Genomic DNA, 19,509 nt, shown 5'->3' with positions numbered 1-19,509 from the left:
TCATGAATATCAAGCAGATGACCGAGATCGCCGAGCGGTGGCTGACGACATTCGTCCTGAACGAATGGACGTTCTATCAGCTCGCGATCATCGCGGCCGGCTATGGCTTTGCGTCCTTCCTTGCCTCACGCACCGAGCCTGCAATGGAAGCAAGAGCGCGCCTGATCAAGGGCAATCCAGACCTGCTTCGGGTCATCATTGCTCTTATGCGCCGGCTTATGTGGCTTTTCTTGGTGGCCTGGCTGTGGCTCGCCAACGTCGTGCTGAGCATGAGTGCCTGGCCCTCGCAGCGCTGGCTGGTCTCCACCGCTCTAACGCTGGCGGCCGCATGGTTCGTCATCTCCGTCCTGACCAAGATCATCCGCAATCCAACCCTGTCACGGGCCGTCGCGATCGGCAGCTGGAGCTACATTGCCCTTTATGCAGTCGGCCTCGACGGACCGGTTCTGTCTGCTCTCGACGGGCTTGCGATCAATCTGGGCGCGGTGCGATTCTCGCTTTTGCTTGTGCTCAAAGTCGTGGTGCTGGCGATAGCCTTGATCTGGATTGCCGTTCTCGTCGGAAATGTGCTTTCCAATTCGGTTCAGCGGTCGGCCGACTTGTCGCCTTCCATCAAGGTCCTGATCAGCAAATTCATCAAGATCAGCCTGATCATGATCGCGGGAGCCATCGCCTTGTCGGCGACTGGCGTCGACCTTACGGCGCTGACCGTTTTCTCAGGCGCGGTCGGCGTCGGAATAGGCTTCGGCCTTCAGAAAGTGGTATCGAACTTCATCTCGGGCATCATCATCCTGCTCGACAAGTCGATCAAGCCGGGCGACACGATCACGCTCGGCGACACCTTCGGATCGATCCGCGACCTGCGCTCGCGGTTCGTTTCCGTCATCACCCGCGACGGCAAGGAATACCTCATTCCGAATGAACACTTCATATCGCAGCAGGTGGTCAACTGGTCGTTCTCCAGTGATTTCGTCCGTATCGACGTTGACTTCGGGACCTCCTATGACAGCGATCCGCATCAGGTCGTCAAGATCGCCATAGCGACAGCATCGACCGTGGCCCGGGTCGAAAACCGGTACAACCCACCCGTCTGCTGGCTGACCGCTTTCGGCTCATCCTCGCTCGACTTTCGGCTTCGCTTCTGGATCTCGGATCCGGCGAACGGGCTGACCAATGTTCGCGGCCAGGTTCTGATGGCGCTGTGGGACGCCTTCAAGAAAGCCGGGATATCGATCCCGTTCCCACATCATGAAATCATCATGAAAAGCCCTGTCGAAATCAAACAACCGGACTGATCCGTTGCTCCAACACTTGCCGATGAGAATCGCATCTGGGAACTTGCCGATCTCCGCTTCGTTTGCAGCGGCGCCTTTGTATCGCCTGCCCGTCCGTGACATTTCAGCTTTGTTTTGTGGAACCCCATGACGACGCAACAGATATTCGCCTTCTCCGTCATCGCGGTCATGATGGCAGTGTTCATCTGGGACCGGTTTCGTTACGACATCGTTGCCTGCTGCGCCCTGGTCATCGCAGTGGCCATCGGCATCGTGCCGCCGGAAAAGGCGTTCTCGGGATTTGCCGACGATATCGTCATCATCGTCGGCAGCGCCCTGATCGTCAGCGCCGGCGTCGCGCGGTCCGGCATCGTCGATACGGCCATCAAGAAATTTTTCCCGAACCTCAACACGCTGCCCACGCAGCTGGCGCTTCTCCTGGTCGTGGTGGCCGTGCTTTCCGCCTTCATCAAGAATATCGGCGCGCTGGCAATCATGATGCCGGTCGCGTTCCAGTTTGCGAAAAAGTCCGGCGTATCGCCATCGAGATACTTGATGCCGATGGCGTTCGCCGCCTTGCTTGGCGGGCTGATGACCCAGATCGGGACTTCGCCGAACATTGTCGTATCGCGGCTGAGGGAGGAGTTGACCGGCGACTCCTTCACCATGTTCGACTTTACCCCCGTCGGCGCCCTCCTGACGGTGGTCGGTATCGCATTCCTTCTGTTCTTCCACTGGCTGGTGCCGAGCCGCACAAAGCAGAACAGCTCGATCGAAGACGCCATCGAAATCAAGAACTATGCGAGCGAAGTGACGATCCCGGAGGGGTCGATCCTGCGGGAGGAGCCGTTGAGCGCCTTGCTCAAAATAGGTGACGGCGAGGTCATCGCCACCGCCGTGCTGCGCGGCGCCACCCGCATGGCTCCCTTCCCGGACCTCAGATTGCGCGAGAACGACATTGTCCTGTTGGAAGGCCCGTCCGCCGCGATTGACCGCCTCGTGTCGGGAGGCAAGCTTCAGCTTTCGGGAAAACCCTTGCGCGAGAACGGCCAGCCGCAAGCAGACATTATTTCCCTCGAAGCGATCGTTGGCCAGGAGTCCTCGCTTGCCGGTCTGTCGGCCAAGGAACTGGCGCTTTCCTATACCCGGGGTGTCAATCTCCTGGCCATCAGCCGCGGGGGCGAACGCCTCAAGGAGAGGCTCGGCAGCCTGACGCTGGCAACGGGGGATGTGCTCGTGCTGCAGGGCAGCCGTACAAGCCTGACCGCCCTGCTGCAGGACTTTGCCCTGTTGCCGCTTGCCCAGCGTGAGGTGCTGCTCGGCACCCGGCGCCGCGCTTTCGTCCCGCTCGTTATCCTGGCCCTCGCCATGGCGGCGACGGCCGTGGGAATCGCATCAGTACCCGTCGCGTTCTTTGCCGCCGCGCTCGGAATGGTCGTGTTTCGTGCGATCCCGCTGGCCGATGTCTATAAGGCCGTGGATGGCCCGATCCTCGTCATGCTCGCAGCCTTGATCCCGGTCTCGGATTCGCTGCGCACATCAGGAGGCAGCGAGCTGATCGCAGGCTGGCTTGGCGGCGCTGCGGCAGGTCTGCCGCCATGGGGTGCGCTGGCATTGATCCTGGTGACCGCCATGGCGGTAACGCCATTTCTCAACAATGCCGCGACCGTGCTGGTGATGGGCCCGATCGCCGCAAGTTTCGCGACAAACCTCGGTTTCAGACCCGAACCCTTCCTGATGGCCGTCGCTATCGGCGCCGGCTGCGACTTTCTGACCCCTGTCGGCCACCAATGCAACACGCTGGTATTCGGGCCTGGCGGCTATAAGTTTTCCGATTATCCGAGGCTCGGCCTGCCCCTGTCCCTGCTGATAATTCTCGTCAGCGTGCCCGCTCTGCTTTATGTCTGGCCGGTTCGATGAAAACGTATTGGCCCTCCCGCGCGACGGAGAGTCATCATGCCTGTTGCAGATGATGACGGCGCCACGCTGCCGGGGCCTCTCCCGTCATCCTGCGGAAAAAGCGCGAGAAATATGCCGGGTCGTCAAAGCCCACCTCCTGGCCGATGTCCTCGACGGAGCGGATGGTGAACAATAAAAGGCGCTTGGCCTCCAGCAGCCGCCGTTCCAACAGCAGCTCCTTGACGGACCGCCCGAAGACCTCGCGGGCCGCCTTGTCGAGAAGATGCGGCGTGGTCGCAAGCAGGGTCACATAGGTCCCGACTGGCCAATCCTTCCTGTAATGCAGATCGATCTCGCGACGCAGCGCCAGACCGAGCGAGACGGTTGGCGACGTGGACGGCAGAGCCACGCGGCCGCCGATGCGGCCCATCAGCGAAAGCACGGCTGAAATCAGGCCGGAGAGCACCTTTTCGCCTTCAGCGCCCCGCTCGCGATAATCCTCAAAGATCATGTTGAGCAATACCTTAAGCTTCGGCCATACCCGATCGGCCGGCTGGCCGGTCAGGAAGATCGGCGCGTCGAGATCGAGCACGACCTGCGGCGCGATCGCCTTCAGCATATCGTCGGAGATCGACACGACGATCGCGTCGGCGTTTTCGTCGACATCGAATGCATGCACCACATTGCTTGGCACGAAGCTCACGGCGGGAGCGGAAAAATTCCAACTCTCGTCTTCGATCCGATAGGTTCCGCTTCCCTGAAACCAGTAGGTGATCTGCCCCATCAGCGGATGTTTGTGCGGAGAGACATGGCCGAAATGCACGGTTTTCCGCTCCATCACCGTCTCGACATGCAGGAAGCCGACCTCGAGCGAACGGCTCGGCTCGCCATAGACGAAGAAATTCGGAACCTCTTTTCGCATCATCATGCCGGAAAAAGTACCAGCGAATTGCGGGCTTTGTCCATGGCCGCGCGCGCCGTTCGCGCTTAGTTTCGTCCCATCACAGGGAGGAGATGCTTATGCGAGCCGAAGATCACCGCAGCGACAAGACAAGACCGTTTACCGGCGCCGAATATCTCGCGAGCCTGCGCGACGGGCGCGAGGTCTATATCAACGGCGAGCGCATCGCCGATGTGACGGCCCATCCCTCCATGCGCAATTCCGCCCGTTCGATCGCGCGGATGTATGACGCGCTGCACGACGAGAAGACCAAAGACCGCCTGACCTCGCCGACCGATACCGGCAATGGCGGCTATACCCACAAATATTTCCGGGTGGCGAAATCCTCCGCCGAACTTGCGGCCCAGCAGGGCGCCATCGCCGATTGGGCGCGCATGTCCTACGGCTGGATGGGCCGCACGGCCGATTACAAGGCGGCACTGATGAATACGCTCGGCGCCAATGCCGACTGGTACGGGCCGTTCAAGGACAATGCGCTCGCCTGGCACAAGCGCGCGCAGGAATCCGTGCTGTTCATGAACCACGCGATCGTCAATCCACCGATCGACCGCCACAAGCCGGCCGATGCCGTCAAGGATGTCTTCGTTCACATCACCAAGGAAACCGATGCCGGCATCTATGTTTCCGGCGCCAAGGTAGTGGCGACCTCCTCGGCCCTGACCCACTACAACTTCCTTGCCCAGAGCTCGGCGACGGTGACGGAGGACCCCTCGCTGTCGGTCATGTTCATCGTCCCGATGAATGCGCCCGGGATCAAGATGTTCTGCCGCGTCTCCTACGAGCAGACCGCCAACACGGCCGGCCATCCCTTCGACTATCCGCTGTCGTCGCGTTTCGACGAGAACGACGCGATCCTGGTGCTCGACAATGTCTTCGTGCCCTGGGAGGACGTGCTGGTCCTGCGCGATGCCGCCAAGATCCTGTCCTTCCACCCGGCCTCCGGCTTCATGCACGGCTATTGCTTCCAGGGCTGCACGCGCTTTGCCGTCAAGCTGGACTTTATGGCTGGGTTGCTGGCCAAGGCGTTGCGCGCCACCGGCGGCGACGCCTTCCGCGGCAATCAGGCGGCACTCGGCGAGGTCATCGCGCTGCGTCACATGTTCTGGTCCTTCTCCAACGCCATGGCCCACAATCCGCAGCCATGGGCGAACGGCGCCGTATTGCCCAACATGGAGGCCGCCCTTTCCTACCGGACCTTCATGTCGGAGGCCTATCCGCGCGTCATCGAGACGGTGCGCAAGGTCGTCGCCTCGGGGCTGATCTATCTCCCCTCCTCGGCGAAGGATTTCGGAAATCCTGAGATCGACCGCTATCTCGCCCAATATGTGCGCGGCTCCAACGATATGGGCCATATCGAGCGCATCAAGATCATGAAACTGCTGTGGGATGCGACCGGCACCGAATTCGGCGGGCGCCACGCGCTCTACGAACTCAATTATGCGGGCGCGCCCGAGGAAGTCCGGTTGCAGGTGCTGAAGGGCGCCGAGCGCGGCGGGCGGCTGAGGGAGATGGAAGCGCTCGTCGACCAATGCATGAGCGATTACGACGAAACCGGCTGGACCGGCGACACCTGGCTGCCGCCGCTCGATCAGGCATCCTCCATCCGCAACGCGGCCGAATGAGGAGACTGTCATGGAGGAGCAAATCTCGAAAACCGAGTTCCGCGATGCGATGGCCAGGGTCTGCGCCCCGGTTAACGTCATCACCACCAACGGACCCGCCGGGCGCGGCGGGTTCACCGCCACCGCCATGTGCAGCGTCACGGACGAACCGCCGACCCTGCTCGTCTGCATGAACAGCCGCTCGGCCCAGACGGATCTGTTCTTCGAAAACCGCCGCTTCTGCGTCAACGTGCTGACCCAGGAACACAAGGATCTCGCCGGCTATTTCGCCGGCCAGCGGGCTGATATGAACGAGCGCTATGCGGCCGCCGAATGGACCGAGTTCCGCTCGGGCAGCCAGGCGCTCAGCGACGCCATCGTCTCCTTCGATTGCCGCCTGACCGAAGTCCGCCTCGTCGGCACGCACAATATCTTCATCGGCGAAGTCATCGACATAAGAAGCCGCGTCGATGGCCACGCCCTGCTCTACTTCGACCGGAATTATGTGCATGTACCGACACAGGCCGGCAGTTTTGGAGGATAGGCCGCCGGCTCCTCTTCGATACAAATACTACGAAGGATGCCGTCTCCGGACGTTATCCTTCGGCTTGTCGACAAAGCCTCCTTCGTCATGCTCGGCCTTGTGCCGAGCATCTGACCACAGTAATTGCTTGGCAGGAAAACATTCATTTTCAGACACTTAATTGGACCGTGGCAGATCCTCGGCACAAGGCCGAGGATGACGTCGCGGGTTTTGCAGTGGTTTGTCAGCCGCCTGAAGGAGGCGGTCTCCGGACGGCTTTTATCGTGTGGTCAACAATGCCGATCTTCGCATCAGTCCCGGAGAAATACTCCCTCAGAGCTGCACCCAGGCCGTTTTCAGATCGACATATTTATCGAGCGCATGCAGCGATTTGTCGTGGCCGTTGCCCGACTGTTTGACGCCGCCGAGCGGTACGCTGTTGTCTGAACCGCCATAGGTGTTGACGTGCACGACGCCGGCGCGGATGCCGCGCACCATGCGGTGGGCGCGTGACAGGTTCGAGGTCCAGACGGCGGAGGCGAGGCCATATTCCGTGGCGTTGGCGATCTGCAGGGCGTCCGCTTCCGTCTCGAAGGGAATGATCGACAGGATCGGCCCGAAGACTTCCTCGCGGGCAAGCGTCATGGATGGCGTGACATCGAAGACCGCCGGGCGCATGTAATAGCCGCCCGTCTCTTCCAGAATGCGCGTGCCGCCGGTGCGCAATTGAGCACCTTCCGACAAGGCCTGGGCGACATGGCCGAGGTCCTTCTGCAGCTGAACGTCGCTTGAAATCGCGCCGGCCTCGGTGGAGAGCTGCAAGGGGTCTCCGACCTTCATGGCCGCGGCAATGCCGGCGACCCTTTCCGAAAACGTCTGATGGATCGATTTTTCCACAAGCAGGCGGGAGCCTGCGACGCAGACCTGGCCGGAATTGCGGAAGATGCCGTAGGCGGAGACCTTGGCCGCCTGATCGAGATCCGGCGCATCGGCAAAGACAATGTTCGGCGATTTGCCGCCGAGTTCCAGATAGATGCGTTTCAGGTTGGAGCGCGCCGAATATTCGAGCAGCCGGCGGCCGACCGGGCCGGAGCCGGTAAAGGCCAGCACGTCGATATCCATGTGCAGCCCAAGGGCTTCGCCGCTGACGGCGCCGCGCCCGGTGACGACGTTGAGCACGCCATCCGGCAATCCCGCCTCGGCGCAAAGCTCGGCAAGCCGCAGCAGCGTCAGCGACGCGCCCTCGGCCGGTTTCAGCACCACGGAATTGCCGGCCGCAAGGGCCGGCGCAATTTTCCAGGCGCCGATCATCATCGGAAAATTCCATGGCACGATGGCGGCGACGACGCCCACCGGCTCTCGGTGAACGAGGCCGAGAATGTTGTCGGCCGTTGGGGCAATCTCGCCATAGACCTTGTCGATCGCCTCGGCATAATAGCGGAAGGTGCCGGCGGCACTGCCCGGCTCGGCCTTCAGCGCCATGGAGATTTCCGTGCCGTTGTCGCGCACGCCGAGCACGGCGAGTTCGAGCGCGTTCTTCTCGATCAGTTCGGCGATCTTCAGCAGCACCTTCTTGCGCTCGGCAGGCGCTGCCCTCGACCAGCCGCCCTTTTCGAAGGCGCGGCGCGCCGCCTTGACCGCCCGGTCGACATCTTCGGCGCCGGCATCGGCGATCGTCGTCAACCTCATGCCGTCGATCGGCGAGATGACATCCATCGCGGCGCCACTGACGGCCGGGCGCCAGGCGCCGTCGATGAACAGCGATTGGGAGGGAACGGGCAGCATCCGCAACTGATCGATCTTGTCCTGCATCTCATGCTCTCACGAAAAGGGTGGCGGATATGCTCCGCCACCGTTGACAGGGTTTGCGTCAGGCTTCCTGGCCGGCGCCGAGCCGGGCAAAGCCGATGGCATCCGCCGATTTCAGCCGTGCCGCCGCCAGCAGTCCGACAATCCCGGCGATCAGCACGAGACCCGGCAGGAACACGGCGAGCACGCCGTTGGCGCCGGCGATCGCGCCGAAATTCGCTGAGATATAATAGACCAGCGCCAGCAGGATCAGTCCTGTCACGACAGGCAAGATCTTGACGGCCAGGACATTGTGTTCGAGCCCCGGATTGCGGCTGAAGAACACGACGATCGCAAAGGCGGTGAAGGCCATCAGCAGAATGATGGCAAGCGTCGCGACATTGGTCAGCCACGAAAACAGCGCCAGAACGGGATCCTGGCCGGTCAGCGCAAAGAGCGCCACGACGAGAACCGCAATGACGGTCTGGATGATCGAGCCGACATGCGGGCTCTGGAAGACCGGATGCGTGACGCCGACGGACTTCGGCAGCAGGCCCTCGCGGCCGGCGACATACATGTAACGCGCAACGCCGTTGTGGAAGGCAAGGACGCCGGCAAACAGGCTGGTGATGAAGAGGACGCTCATCACCACGGTGATCCAGTGGCCGACATAACGCTCGGCAAGGCCGAAGAGGAAGGTGGTAGGATCGGCGAGGCCCTGAAGCTCGGGCACCAGCTTGTCGACGCCGGCGCCGTTCACCATCAGCCAGGAGGTCAGCATATAGAAAAGGCCGATGATCAGCACGGAGATATAGGTGGCGCGCGGCACGGTCTTGTGCGGTTCGCGCGCTTCCTCGCTGTAGATCGTCGTCGCCTCGAAGCCGATGAAGGCGGCAAAGCAGAACAGCAGGCCGACGGCCGGCGTTCCGCTCCAGAAGGCGGCCGGCGTGAACGGCGCGGCGGAAAGGCCGGCATCGCCGCCCTTGACGAAGATCGCCGCGTCGATGACGAGGACGACGAGATATTCGAGAATGACGAGCACCATCAGCACCTTGGCCGAGAGATCGACCCGGCGGTAGCCGAAAACGGCGACGAAGGCGATGCCGATATAGCTCCAGACCCACCAGGGAAGGTCGAGGCCGATCTGCTCGGCGAAAAAGCCCTTGGTCGCCGCGCCGAAGAGGCCGAGAACGCCGATCTGCATGGCGTTATAGGCGAGGATCGCGATCAGCGCCGCCGCCCCGCCCATCAGGCCGCCGAGCCCTTGCGCGGTATAGGCATAGAAGGCGCCGGCATTGCGGATATGGCGCGCCATGGCGACGTAGCCGACGGCAAACAGCAGCAGGATGCCGGTCACCAGCAGGAAGGTCAGCGGAATGCCCGGCCCGTTGCCGAGCATCATCGACAGCGGCACGCCGCCGGCGACCGCCGTCAGCGGTGCGGCGGCCGAAACCACCAGGAAGGTCACGGCGCCGACGCCGAGACTGTTCTTGCGCAGCTGGTTCTCAGCCGGGCCATGCGAATTTTGCGTATTCATCTGTCTTCGTTCCCCTTGCGTAAGAGTATCCGATCATCGCTGCGATTGCGCGCAGGCGACCTCCACCAGAACCGGACTGACGAGCGGTGTTTTCGGCTTTTGTTGATTTTGCCGCCGTCAGCGCTTATGGTTCATTATTTGAACCTCAGCTTCAAATATAGACTTGCAAACAATCCCGGCCTCTGTCAAGTTATTTCGCATGTTAAGTATCTTGGGTCGCTGCCATCGTGCCGCGGCACAGGGTTTGCGGGCTGATTTGGCGGATGGCGTAAAGCCGGATGCGACAAGCCGGGACATGAACCCTACCCCAAGAGGAAGAACGATGAGCACGATCGGAAAGGCGCTTTCATTGCTGGACACCCTGTCACGGCTGGACAAGGAGGTGGGGCTGACCGACATCGCCCGCCTGTGTTCGCTCGACAAGGCGACGGCGCGGCGTTTTCTCGTCGAGCTGGAAAAACACGGCTTCGTCGAGCAGGATGCCGATAGCCGCCGCTACCGGATCGGCTCGGCGCCGGTTCGCCTCGCCCGCATCCGCGAGGCCCGCTACCCCTTCCTGCGGGTGGCCGTGCCCTTCATCAAGACGCTCGCCGAATCCTCGGCGGAGACGGTGCATCTCTCCGAATTTTCCGGCGGCAGGCTGTCGACCATCCATGTGGAGGATCCGCCGCGCGCGCACCGCATCATCGTCGATGTCGGCAGCATCCTGCCCTTTCACGCCACCGCATCCGGCCTTGCCTTCCTCGCCTTCTGCCCACCCAGGGAGATCGACGCAGCGCTGCAAAAGCCGCTCGAAAAATTCACCGACCATACCGTCGTCGATCCTGAACTGATCCGCGGCCTGCTCGAGGAGACGGCCGCACGCGGCTTTTCGATCAGCCATCAGGGCCTAGAAGCCGGCGTCATCAGTGCCGCGGCACCGGTGCGTGCGCCGGACGGCCGGCCGGTCGGCTGCGTGGCCGTGGCCGCCCCGCTCTCGCGCACGACGAAGACAGCGATTCACGAATTCGGCGCGCAGGCCATCGCCGCCGCCAATGCGATTTCAGAAAAATACTACGGGTCGGAAAGACTCACGGGAACCAGTCCAAAAACCAGGAGGAGAGATTGATGAGCCCTGCGGCTCCCTCGCCAAAGATCCTCGTCATCGGAACCGGTGACACCAAATGCGATGAACTGCAATTCATGGCGTCCGTCATCGCCGAAGCCGGCGGCCACCCCGTCATGGTCGATGTCAGCATTCTCGGCGACCCGCCTTACGTTCCCGATTATTCCAAGCACGACATCGCCAAGGCCGCTGCCACCTCGATTGCGGCGATCGCCGAAAGTGGCGATGAAAACAGCGCCATGGCGGCGATGGCCAGCGGTGCGGCGGCGCTGACGCTGCGGCTCTACAGGGACGGGCTCGTCGACGGCATCATCGTGCTTGGCGGCTCGATGGGTACGGATCTGGCCCTCGACGTCGCCGCCGTCCTGCCGCTTGGTGTTCCGAAATTCGTGGTTTCGACCATCGCCTATTCCCATCTGATCCCGCCCGAGCGCATTGCACCCGACCTGATGATGATCCTGTGGGCCGGCGGCCTTTACGGCCTCAACAGCATCTGCCGCTCGGTGCTGTCGCAGGCCTGCGGCGCGGTCGTCGGCGCGGCAAAGCACGGAACCAAACCGGATCGTACCCGCCCGCTGATCGGCATGACCTCGCTCGGCTCTTCTTGCCTCAAATACATGAAGCATCTGCGGCCCGAACTGGAAAAGCGCGGCTACGATCTCGCCGTCTTCCATTCGACCGGCATGGGCGGCCGCGCTTTCGAAGCCATCGCCGCTGAGGCCGGCTTTGCCGCCGTCTTCGACTTCTGCATCCAGGAGGTCAGCAACCATCATTACGGCACGGTGGTAACGTCAGGGTCGGACAGGCTCGAAAATGCAGGACGGGCCGGCATTCCGCAGATCGTTGCGCCCGGCGCCGTCGACATGGTCGATCTCCAGGCCTGGCAGACGCTGCCGGATATCTTCGCCGATCGCCCCTACCATGCCCATAACCGGCTGATCGGATCGGTGACGACCTCGCCGGATGGGCGGCGGGAAGTGGCACGGGTGATCGGCCGGAAACTGGCGGGGGCCGAGGCCAGGGTCGCCTTCCTGCTGCCGACCGAAGGGCTGCAGGAATGGGACAAGCCGGAGGAGCCGCTGCATGATCCGGAAGGCCTCGCGGCCTTCCTCGACGAGGTGCGCCGCGCCATCCCGCCATCCGTCATCTTCCAGGAAGTCGACGCGCATATCAATTCTCCATCCTTTTCGGCCGCAGCCCTTGCCGTTTTCGACAGCTGGGTGGCCGAGGGCATCATTCCGGAAGGACGGCCATGACGAGCGAACGCGCCCTCATTCTCGATTTCGGCGGCGTGGTCACCCGCACCCTGTTCGAGACGCATGACATCACCGAGCGCACGCTCGGCCTTTCCCCGGGCTCGCTCACCTGGCGCGGCCCGTTCGACACCGCGACCGATCCGCTCTGGGTGAAAATGCAGAACCGCGAGATCACCGAACGCGATTACTGGCTGACGCGCGCCGGCGAGATCGGCCGGATGGTCGGCGAGAACTGGGCCGACATGCAGACCTTCGTGCGCCGCGCCCGTGGCGCCGAGCCCGAACTGGTGCTGCGGCCGGAGGCCCGAGACGCCATCCTGCGGGCCAGGGACGCGGGATTGAAGCTCGCTATCCTGTCGAACGAACTCGATCTTTTCTACGGCGTCGAATTCCGCCAGCGTTTCCCGCTGATCGACCTCTTCGACGTCATCGTCGACGCCACCTACACCAAGATCCTCAAGCCCGATCCGCGCGCCTACGAGCAGGTGCTGTCCGAACTCGGCCTGCCGCGCGAAGCCTGCGTTTTCGTCGACGACCAGAAGAAGAACATCGAAGGCGCCGAAGCCGTCGGATTGCCGCATGTGCATTTCGACGTCACCCGCCCTGCCGAAAGCTATGCCCGCGCGCTTGCGATGCTGGGCCTCTGAACCCGAGAGGAACTGAGATGCGTGAAACCAATTTCATAATCGAGAACAATGCCCGCCATATGTGGCACCCGATGGCCCATCCGGCCGAAATGCAGGCGCAGCCGCCGCGCATCATCCATGCGGGCGAAGGCGTCGAGATCGTCGACATCCACGGCAAGAAGGTGCTGGATGCCGTAGGCGGCCTCTGGAACGTCAATCTCGGCTATTCCTGCGAGCCGGTGAAAAAGGCGATCCGCGACCAGCTCGACGAGCTGCCCTATTATTCGACATTCCGCGGCACGACCAACTCGCCGCTGATCGAACTCTCCTACGAGCTCGCCGAATGGTTCAGGCTGGACGGTTTGAGCCGCTCCTTCTTCACCTCGGGCGGCTCGGATTCGGTCGAAACCTGCCTGCGGCTGGCCCGGCAATATCACAAGATCAACGGGCAGCCGGAGCGCACCAAATTCGTGGCGCTGAAGAAGGGCTATCACGGCACGCATTTCGGCGGCGCCTCCGTCAACGGCAACCAGAATTTCCGCCGCAATTACGAGCCGCTGCTGCCCGGCGTCATCCATCTGCCGGCGCCGTTTCCCTATCGCAACCCGTTCGACACGATGGATGGCGCGGAGATCGCCGCCGCGATCGGCCGTCTCTTCGAGGATGAGATCGCCTTCCAGGGTGCCGATACCATCGCCGCCCTGATCGTCGAACCGGTGCTGGGCGCCGGCGGCGTCATCGTCCCGCACGAGACCTTCCTGCCGCTGATGCGCGAGATCTGCGACCGTCACGGTATCCTGCTGATCGCCGACGAGGTCATCACCGCTTTCGGCCGCACCGGCGCCTGGACGGGATCGCGTCTCTGGGGCGTCAAGCCGGATCTGATGTCGACCGCCAAGGCAATCACCAACGGCTATTTCCCCTTCGGCGCCGTCATGATCTCCGACAAGGTGGCGGAAGTGTTCGAAGGCAGCAAGGGTGCGTTCGGCAGCATCGGTCATGGCTATACTTATTCCGGTCATCCGACGGGTGCGGCCGCCGCCCTTGCGACCTTGAAGGAGACGAAGCGGCTGAACGTCGCCGCCAATGCCGCCGCCCGCGGAGAGGAACTCATCGCCGGCCTCCGGAGGCTGCAGGACAAGCATGAGCTGATCGGCGACGTGCGCGGCAAGGGCCTGATGTGCGCGCTCGAACTCGTCAGCGACCGGAAGAAGAAGAGCGCCGCATCGAAGGATGTCCTGCAGACGGTGCAGGATGCCGCCTATGAGGCCGGCGTGCTGGTGCGCACCTCCGGCGCCAATGTCATCATGTCGCCGCCGCTGATCGTCACGTCAGGCGATGTGCAGAGGATCCTGACGGCGCTCGACGCCGGCCTTGCCGCCGCGGAGAGCTGATCATGTACGACAACGCAGCTCTTATCGCCCGGCGTGAGCGGCTTCTCGGCCGCAACATGTCGCTCTTTTACGACGATCCGGTGCATCTGGTGCGCGGCGAAGGCGTCTGGCTCTGGGATGCCGACGGCCGGCGATATCTCGATTGCTACAACAACGTGCCGCATGTCGGCCATTGCCATCCGCGCGTGGTCGAAGCGATCACCCGGCAGGCTTCGACGCTGAACACCCACACGCGGTATTTGCACGAAGGCATTCTCGATTATGTCGAGCGCCTGACGGCGACTTTCGACAGGAGCCTCGACGCCGCGATCCTCACCTGCACCGGCAGCGAGGCGAACGATGTGGCGCTGCGCATGGCTCAGGCGGTGACCGGCAAGACCGGCGTCATCGCCACCAACCACACCTATCACGGCAATACGGCCGCCGTATCGCAGCTCTCGACCCGCATGCCGCCGGTCGGCGGCTTTGGCGGCCATGTCCGCCATGTGCCGGCGCCCGACAGCTACCGCCCGCTCGGCGGCGAAGGCGGCGAGGCCTTTGCCATGGCCTTCGCGGCCGAGGTCGAGGCGGCGATCGCCTCGCTGCAGGAGAGCCCGCACGGTTTTTCCGCACTGATCATCGATCCGTTCTTCGCCAATGAAGGCTTTCCCGACCTGCCGCCTGGCTTCCTGGACAAGACGGTCGCGGCCGTCCGCAAGGCCGGCGGCCTTGTCATCACCGACGAGGTACAGCCCGGCTTCGGCCGCACCGGCTCTGATATGTGGGGCCATCAGCGGGCCGGTGTCGTTCCTGACATCGTGACGCTCGGCAAGCCGATGGCGAACGGCCATCCCGTTGGCGGCGTCGTTGCCAATGCCGAGGTGCTGAACGCTTTCCGCAAGGCCTTCCGCTACTTCAACACCTTCGGCGGAAATCCCGTCTCCTGCGCGGCCGCAATGGCGGTGCTCGACGTGATCGAGGATGAGAAGCTGGTCGAGAACGCCCGCAATGTCGGCGAATATACCCGCGACGCCTTCAAGCGGCTGGCGCAAAAACACACGATCATCGGCGACGTGCGCGGCAGCGGCCTGTTCATGGGCATGGAATTCGTGCTGGACCGGGCGACGAAGGGGCCGGCAGTTGCTGAAGCGAGCCGGATCGTCAACGAAATGCGCGAGCGCGGCGTGCTGATGGGCAAGATCGGCATCCATCAATGCGCCACCAAGATCCGCCCGCCGATGCCGTTTTCGCGGGAAAACGCCGATCTGATGTTGTCGGTCTTCGACGACGTGCTGTCGGGCCTGTGAGGCTGAGATGGCCGATCAGTTGCCGCAAACCATCCGGGATGCACTGCAGGAACGCTCGCTGGAAGCGCTCGAACATTGGGCGGTTCTGGCGGACGCACCGGTCCTCTTGAAATACCGGGAGAACGCCGTCTTCCGCATCACTCTCGCCGACGGGCAATCCGCCGCCCTGCGGCTGCATCGACCGGGCTATCACGACGAGACGAGCCTGCGCTCGGAACTCGCCTTCATGGCGGCGCTGCGGCATGGCGGCCTCGATGTGCCGAGCCCCGTGCCAACAGGCGACGGGCGCAACCTCGTCCGCCTGCCGGCAACTCGAAAATTTCCCGAGCAGCATGCCGATGTCGTCAGCTGGATCGACGGCGCAGCGCTCGGGCAGACCGGCACCCCGCTGTCGCAATCGGCGAAAAGCCAGGCGGATCTCTTCTTCCGCATAGGCCATGCGATGGCGACCCTGCATGATCTTGCCGATGCATGGACGCCGCCGCCAGGGTTCCGCCGCCCCGCATGGGACGCCGAAGGCCTGCTTGGAGAAGCGCCCCTCTGGGGCCGCTTCTGGGATTGTCCGGGGCTTTCGCGCGACGAGGCCACCGCACTCTCGGCAGTGCGCGACGACTTGCGCCGCCGTCTCGGCGATGCGCAGCGAAACGGCCTCGACTATGGCCTGATCCATGCCGATCTGGTGCGCGAGAACGTCTTCCTGACGGGAGAGGAAAACCAGGTCGCCTTTATCGATTTCGACGATGCCGGCTATGGCTTCCGTCTCTTCGACCTCGCCACGGCCCTGCTGAAGAACCGCCAGGAGCCCGCCTACCCTGCCATCGAGAATGCCTTGATCGCAGGCTATCGCAGCCGGCGCGGGCTTTCCGATGCGGCGCTGCAAAGCCTGCCGCTGTTCATGGTTCTGCGGAGCCTCACCTATATCGGCTGGCTTGCCGAACGGCCTGAAATCCCGGGCGCTGCCGAACGCCTGTCGCGTTATGTCGCCGAAAGTCTGGAGCTCGCAAGAAAGCTCGATGCCGGCGCTTGACATCTTCGATAAATTTATTAACGTGTTAAGTAAATATGGATCGGGGAGGATCGATGCCGCATCTCACCATCGAATATTCGGCCAATCTCGACGGCCGCGCCGATATCGGCGTGCTTTGCGAGAGGCTGCTGAAGACCGTGCTGGAGACGGGCCTGTTCGAGATCGGCGCGGTGCGCGTGCGCGCTTTTCGCGCCGAGCACTATGCGATTGCCGATCAGCTTGCCGAGAACGCCTTCGTCGATCTGAACTTCCGCATCGGCAAGGGGCGAACGGCCGAGGAGAAGAAGCGCACGGGCGAAGCGATCTTTGCGGCGGCGACGGACGTCCTCGGCCCGCTCTTCGAGACGCCGCATTTCGCGCTGTCGCTAGAGATCCGCGAGATCGATGCGGAGCTGAGCTGGAAGAAGAACGCCATCCATCCGCGGCTGCGCGGCAAATGACAGACCCCGCCTCGCGGAACGAGACAACATCAGGAAAATCGACGATGCCGACATTGCAGGAAAACATCGCAAAGGCCGAAACCTATCTTGCCCGCTTCAAGGAGCGCGGCGTCCTCAACCGCATCGGTGGCGAGGATGTGGCAGGCGGTGACGGCGCCACCTTCGAGACCCTCTCGCCGGTCGATCTGAAGCCGCTCGCCACCGTCGCGCGCGGCAATGCCGCCGATATAGACCGCGCCGCCAGGGCCGCCAAATCGGCCTTTGCCGAATGGGCCGCCATGCCGGGCGATGCGCGCAAGAAGCTGCTGCACAGAATAGCCGACGCGATCGTCGCACGTGCCGAAGAGATCGCCTTCGTCGAATGCATGGATACCGGCCAGTCGCTGAAGTTCATGGCCAAGGCGGCGCTGCGCGGCGCGGAGAATTTCCGCTTCTTCGCCGACCGCGCGCCGGAGGCCCGCGACGGCAAGGCGCTGCGCGCCGACGGCCAGGTGAACGTGACGACGCGCGTGCCGATCGGCCCGGTCGGCATCATCACGCCGTGGAACACGCCCTTCATGCTGTCGACCTGGAAGATCGCGCCGGCCCTTGCCGCCGGCTGCACCATCGTCCACAAGCCGGCCGAGTTCTCGCCGCTGACCGCCCGCCTGCTCGTCGAGATCGCCGAGGAGGCCGGCCTGCCGAAGGGCGTGTGGAACCTCGTCAACGGCTTCGGCGAGGATGCCGGCAAGGCGCTGACCGAACATCCGCTGATCAAGGCGATCGGCTTCGTCGGCGAGAGCCGCACCGGCTCGATGATCATGAAGCAGGGCGCCGACACGCTGAAGCGCGTGCATTTCGAACTCGGCGGCAAGAACCCCGTCATCGTCTTTGCCGATGCCGATCTCGAGCGCGCGGCCGATGCCGCCGTCTTCATGATCTATTCGCTGAACGGCGAGCGCTGCACCTCGTCCTCGCGCCTGCTGGTCGAAGACAGCGTCTATGACCGATTCACTGCGCTCGTCGCCGAAAAGGCGAGACGCATCAAGGTCGGCCATCCCCTCGATCCCGAGACGGTGATCGGACCGCTTATCCATCCCGTGCACGAAAAGAAGGTGCTGGAATATATCGCGATCGGCCGCTCCGAAGGCGCGACACTGGCTGCCGGCGGCGAGAAGTTCGATGGCCCGGGTGGCGGCTGCTACGTCTCCCCTACCCTCTTTACCGGCGCCGACAACCGGATGCGCATCGCCCAGGAGGAAATCTTCGGGCCGGTGCTGACGGCCATTCCCTTCAAAGACGAGGCCGATGCGCTGGCGCTCGCCAACGACGTCCAGTACGGGCTGACCGGCTATCTCTGGACCTCGGACGTCACCCGCGCCTTCCGCTTCACCGACCATCTCGATGCCGGGATGATCTGGGTGAACTCGGAAAACGTCCGCCATCTGCCGACGCCCTTCGGCGGCGTCAAGAACTCAGGCATCGGCCGCGACGGCGGCGACTGGTCCTTCGATTTCTACATGGAAACCAAGAACGTCGCCTTCGCCACCAAGCCGCACGCCATCCAGAAACTCGGCGGCTGAGCCGCCAATAGATAAGTACGCATAAGAGGAGGAACCCATGCCCCTGCCGACACCCAATCTCTATCCGCCCTTCAACATCGTGCGTCTCAGCCATGTCGAACTCGGCGTCACCGATCTCGCCAAGTCGCGCGCCTTTTATGTCGACACGCTCGGCCTGCAGGTGACGGACGAGACCGCCGATACGATCTACCTCAGGGCAATGGAGGAACGCGGCCATCACTGCATCGTGCTGAAGAAATCCGCCAAGGCCGAAGCCCGCGATCTCGGCTTCAAGGTCTTCGGCGAGGAAGATCTCGACAAGGCCGCGCATTTCTTCAAGAGCAAGGACCTGCCGGTCGAATGGGTCGAGCGCCCCTATCAGGCGCGCACCTTCCGCACCCGCGATCCGCACGGCATCCCGCTCGAATTCTATTCGAAGATGGACCGCCTGCCGCCGATCCACCAGAAATACGCGCTCTACAAGGGCGTCAAGCCGCTGCGCATCGATCACTTCAACTGCTTCTCGCCGAATGTCGACGCATCGGTCGCCTTCTACAACGAGCTCGGCTTCCGCGTCACCGAATATACCGAGGATGCCGAGACCGGCCGTCTCTGGGCCGCCTGGACGCATCGCAAGGGCGGCGTGCACGACATCGCCTTCACCAACGGCCGCGGCCCGCGCCTGCACCACACCGCCTTCTGGGTGCCGACGCCGCTCAACATCATCGACCTGCTCGACCTGATGGCGACCACCGGCTGGGTCTCCAACATCGAGCGCGGCCCCGGCCGCCACGGCATCTCCAACGCCTTCTTCCTCTATATCCTCGATCCCGACGGCCACCGCATCGAGATCTACTGCTCGGACTACCAGACGGTCGATCCCGATCTGGAGCCGATCAAGTGGGACCTCAAGGATCCGCAGCGCCAGACGCTCTGGGGCGCGCCGGCCCCGAAATCCTGGTTCGAGCACGGCAGCCTGTTTGCCGGCGCCGACGTGGTCGAGCCCGATTTGAAGGCGCAGCCGATCATCGCGCCTTAGAGCCACTGCTGTCCGATTCAACGAGTGGCCGCCCCTCACCCTAACCTGCCGGGGTCGAGCCACGCGTCTCGACCCGTCCTTCGGACCCCCGTTTCGACGGGGAGAGGGGACGTGCCCCGCGAGACTTTGGTGAGGGACGGAGAGGTTGCGGCAGCCGGATGAGGGGCAATTCCCGCAAAGAGGAGACAGTCATGCAATTGAAGGACGCAACA

General features: G+C 63.1%; 16 protein-coding genes. 13 read left to right on the top strand and 3 right to left on the bottom strand.

The genetic code is table 11. From position 1 onward, the window contains the following. The first annotated feature begins 2 nt into the window (after positions 1–2). On the top strand, positions 3–1,295 hold the full coding sequence (locus CO670_RS28510; protein ID WP_097593378.1) for a mechanosensitive ion channel domain-containing protein: 1,293 nt from the start codon (positions 3–5) through the stop codon (positions 1,293–1,295). A gap of 126 nt (positions 1,296–1,421) precedes the next feature. Then, the gene (locus CO670_RS28505) at positions 1,422–3,194 is read left to right on the top strand and encodes an SLC13 family permease (protein WP_097593355.1); all 1,773 of its coding nucleotides are present in this window, start codon (positions 1,422–1,424) and stop codon (positions 3,192–3,194) included. 34 nt (positions 3,195–3,228) lie between these two features. Here the strand turns inward: CO670_RS28505 and CO670_RS28500 are convergent, their stop codons facing one another. After that, entirely contained in the window at positions 3,229–4,101 is an 873-nt protein-coding gene (locus CO670_RS28500) for a helix-turn-helix domain-containing protein (protein ID WP_097593353.1), read from the bottom strand. A 92-nt stretch (positions 4,102–4,193) separates the two neighbouring features. Between CO670_RS28500 and CO670_RS28495 the strand changes: the two genes are divergently transcribed. Then, complete coding sequence (locus tag CO670_RS28495; RefSeq protein ID WP_097593352.1) at positions 4,194–5,756, top strand: 4-hydroxyphenylacetate 3-hydroxylase N-terminal domain-containing protein; 1,563 nt, start codon at positions 4,194–4,196, stop codon at positions 5,754–5,756. 10 nt (positions 5,757–5,766) lie between these two features. Next, positions 5,767–6,279 carry a flavin reductase gene (locus CO670_RS28490; protein WP_097593351.1) on the top strand — a complete coding sequence of 171 codons (513 nt, stop codon included), beginning with the start codon at positions 5,767–5,769 and terminating at the stop codon, positions 6,277–6,279. Positions 6,280–6,591: 312 nt separating this feature from the next. Here the strand turns inward: CO670_RS28490 and CO670_RS28485 are convergent, their stop codons facing one another. Together CO670_RS28485 and CO670_RS28480 are read right to left on the bottom strand one after the other, a co-directional pair. Further along, a complete protein-coding gene (locus tag CO670_RS28485; RefSeq protein WP_097593349.1) occupies positions 6,592–8,070 on the bottom strand; it encodes an aldehyde dehydrogenase in 1,479 nt (492 codons plus the stop codon). Positions 8,071–8,128: 58 nt separating this feature from the next. Continuing rightward, a complete protein-coding gene (locus tag CO670_RS28480; protein WP_097593348.1) occupies positions 8,129–9,583 on the bottom strand; it encodes an APC family permease in 1,455 nt (484 codons plus the stop codon). A 322-nt stretch (positions 9,584–9,905) separates the two neighbouring features. Between CO670_RS28480 and CO670_RS28475 the strand changes: the two genes are divergently transcribed. From CO670_RS28475 to hpaD, 9 genes are read left to right on the top strand one after another with little or no spacing between them, the layout of a single operon-like run. Further along, the gene (locus CO670_RS28475; protein ID WP_097593347.1) at positions 9,906–10,691 is read left to right on the top strand and encodes an IclR family transcriptional regulator; all 786 of its coding nucleotides are present in this window, start codon (positions 9,906–9,908) and stop codon (positions 10,689–10,691) included. Next, entirely contained in the window at positions 10,691–11,944 is a 1,254-nt protein-coding gene (locus CO670_RS28470) for a Tm-1-like ATP-binding domain-containing protein (RefSeq protein WP_097593345.1), read from the top strand. The genes CO670_RS28475 and CO670_RS28470 overlap by 1 nt, the downstream gene beginning before the upstream one ends. After that, the gene (locus CO670_RS28465; protein WP_097593344.1) at positions 11,941–12,591 is read left to right on the top strand and encodes an HAD-IA family hydrolase; all 651 of its coding nucleotides are present in this window, start codon (positions 11,941–11,943) and stop codon (positions 12,589–12,591) included. Before CO670_RS28470 ends, CO670_RS28465 begins: the two co-directional genes overlap by 4 nt. 17 nt (positions 12,592–12,608) lie before the next feature. Continuing rightward, complete coding sequence (locus tag CO670_RS28460) at positions 12,609–13,964, top strand: aspartate aminotransferase family protein (protein WP_097593343.1); 1,356 nt, start codon at positions 12,609–12,611, stop codon at positions 13,962–13,964. A 2-nt stretch (positions 13,965–13,966) separates the two neighbouring features. After that, the gene (locus CO670_RS28455; RefSeq protein WP_097593341.1) at positions 13,967–15,250 is read left to right on the top strand and encodes an aspartate aminotransferase family protein; all 1,284 of its coding nucleotides are present in this window, start codon (positions 13,967–13,969) and stop codon (positions 15,248–15,250) included. A gap of 7 nt (positions 15,251–15,257) precedes the next feature. Further along, positions 15,258–16,277 carry a homoserine kinase gene (locus tag CO670_RS28450; RefSeq protein ID WP_097593340.1) on the top strand — a complete coding sequence of 340 codons (1,020 nt, stop codon included), beginning with the start codon at positions 15,258–15,260 and terminating at the stop codon, positions 16,275–16,277. A 53-nt stretch (positions 16,278–16,330) separates the two neighbouring features. After that, positions 16,331–16,717, top strand: a complete 387-nt coding sequence (locus CO670_RS28445) for a 5-carboxymethyl-2-hydroxymuconate Delta-isomerase (protein WP_097593339.1) — start codon at positions 16,331–16,333, stop codon at positions 16,715–16,717. A gap of 44 nt (positions 16,718–16,761) precedes the next feature. Further along, entirely contained in the window at positions 16,762–18,279 is a 1,518-nt protein-coding gene (hpaE, locus tag CO670_RS28440) for a 5-carboxymethyl-2-hydroxymuconate semialdehyde dehydrogenase (RefSeq protein WP_097593337.1), read from the top strand. Between the two features lie 37 nt (positions 18,280–18,316). Beyond that, positions 18,317–19,297: a 3,4-dihydroxyphenylacetate 2,3-dioxygenase gene (gene hpaD, locus CO670_RS28435; protein ID WP_097593336.1), complete on the top strand. Its 981-nt coding sequence runs from the start codon at positions 18,317–18,319 to the stop codon at positions 19,295–19,297. Positions 19,298–19,509 lie beyond the last annotated feature (212 nt).

This window comes from Rhizobium sp. J15, from assembly GCF_002531825.1.
Classification (GTDB): Bacteria; Pseudomonadota; Alphaproteobacteria; order Rhizobiales; family Rhizobiaceae; genus Rhizobium.
The sequence above is the reverse complement of the archived record's forward strand: the minus strand, read 5'-3'. Positions and strand labels throughout refer to the sequence as shown.

Bases quoted from the DNA above. Each gene is read 5' to 3' on its own strand.
- CO670_RS28510 (WP_097593378.1), top strand. From the start codon at position 3: ATGAATATCAAGCAGATGACCGAGATCGCCGAGCGGTGGCTGACGACA.
- CO670_RS28505 (WP_097593355.1), top strand. From the start codon at position 1,422: ATGACGACGCAACAGATATTCGCCTTCTCCGTCATCGCGGTCATGATG.
- CO670_RS28500 (WP_097593353.1), bottom strand. From the start codon at position 4,101: ATGATGATGCGAAAAGAGGTTCCGAATTTCTTCGTCTATGGCGAGCCG.
- CO670_RS28495 (WP_097593352.1), top strand. From the start codon at position 4,194: ATGCGAGCCGAAGATCACCGCAGCGACAAGACAAGACCGTTTACCGGC.
- CO670_RS28490 (WP_097593351.1), top strand. From the start codon at position 5,767: ATGGAGGAGCAAATCTCGAAAACCGAGTTCCGCGATGCGATGGCCAGG.
- CO670_RS28485 (WP_097593349.1), bottom strand. From the start codon at position 8,070: ATGCAGGACAAGATCGATCAGTTGCGGATGCTGCCCGTTCCCTCCCAA.
- CO670_RS28480 (WP_097593348.1), bottom strand. From the start codon at position 9,583: ATGAATACGCAAAATTCGCATGGCCCGGCTGAGAACCAGCTGCGCAAG.
- CO670_RS28475 (WP_097593347.1), top strand. From the start codon at position 9,906: ATGAGCACGATCGGAAAGGCGCTTTCATTGCTGGACACCCTGTCACGG.
- CO670_RS28470 (WP_097593345.1), top strand. From the start codon at position 10,691: ATGAGCCCTGCGGCTCCCTCGCCAAAGATCCTCGTCATCGGAACCGGT.
- CO670_RS28465 (WP_097593344.1), top strand. From the start codon at position 11,941: ATGACGAGCGAACGCGCCCTCATTCTCGATTTCGGCGGCGTGGTCACC.
- CO670_RS28460 (WP_097593343.1), top strand. From the start codon at position 12,609: ATGCGTGAAACCAATTTCATAATCGAGAACAATGCCCGCCATATGTGG.
- CO670_RS28455 (WP_097593341.1), top strand. From the start codon at position 13,967: ATGTACGACAACGCAGCTCTTATCGCCCGGCGTGAGCGGCTTCTCGGC.
- CO670_RS28450 (WP_097593340.1), top strand. From the start codon at position 15,258: ATGGCCGATCAGTTGCCGCAAACCATCCGGGATGCACTGCAGGAACGC.
- CO670_RS28445 (WP_097593339.1), top strand. From the start codon at position 16,331: ATGCCGCATCTCACCATCGAATATTCGGCCAATCTCGACGGCCGCGCC.
- hpaE (WP_097593337.1), top strand. From the start codon at position 16,762: ATGCCGACATTGCAGGAAAACATCGCAAAGGCCGAAACCTATCTTGCC.
- hpaD (WP_097593336.1), top strand. From the start codon at position 18,317: ATGCCCCTGCCGACACCCAATCTCTATCCGCCCTTCAACATCGTGCGT.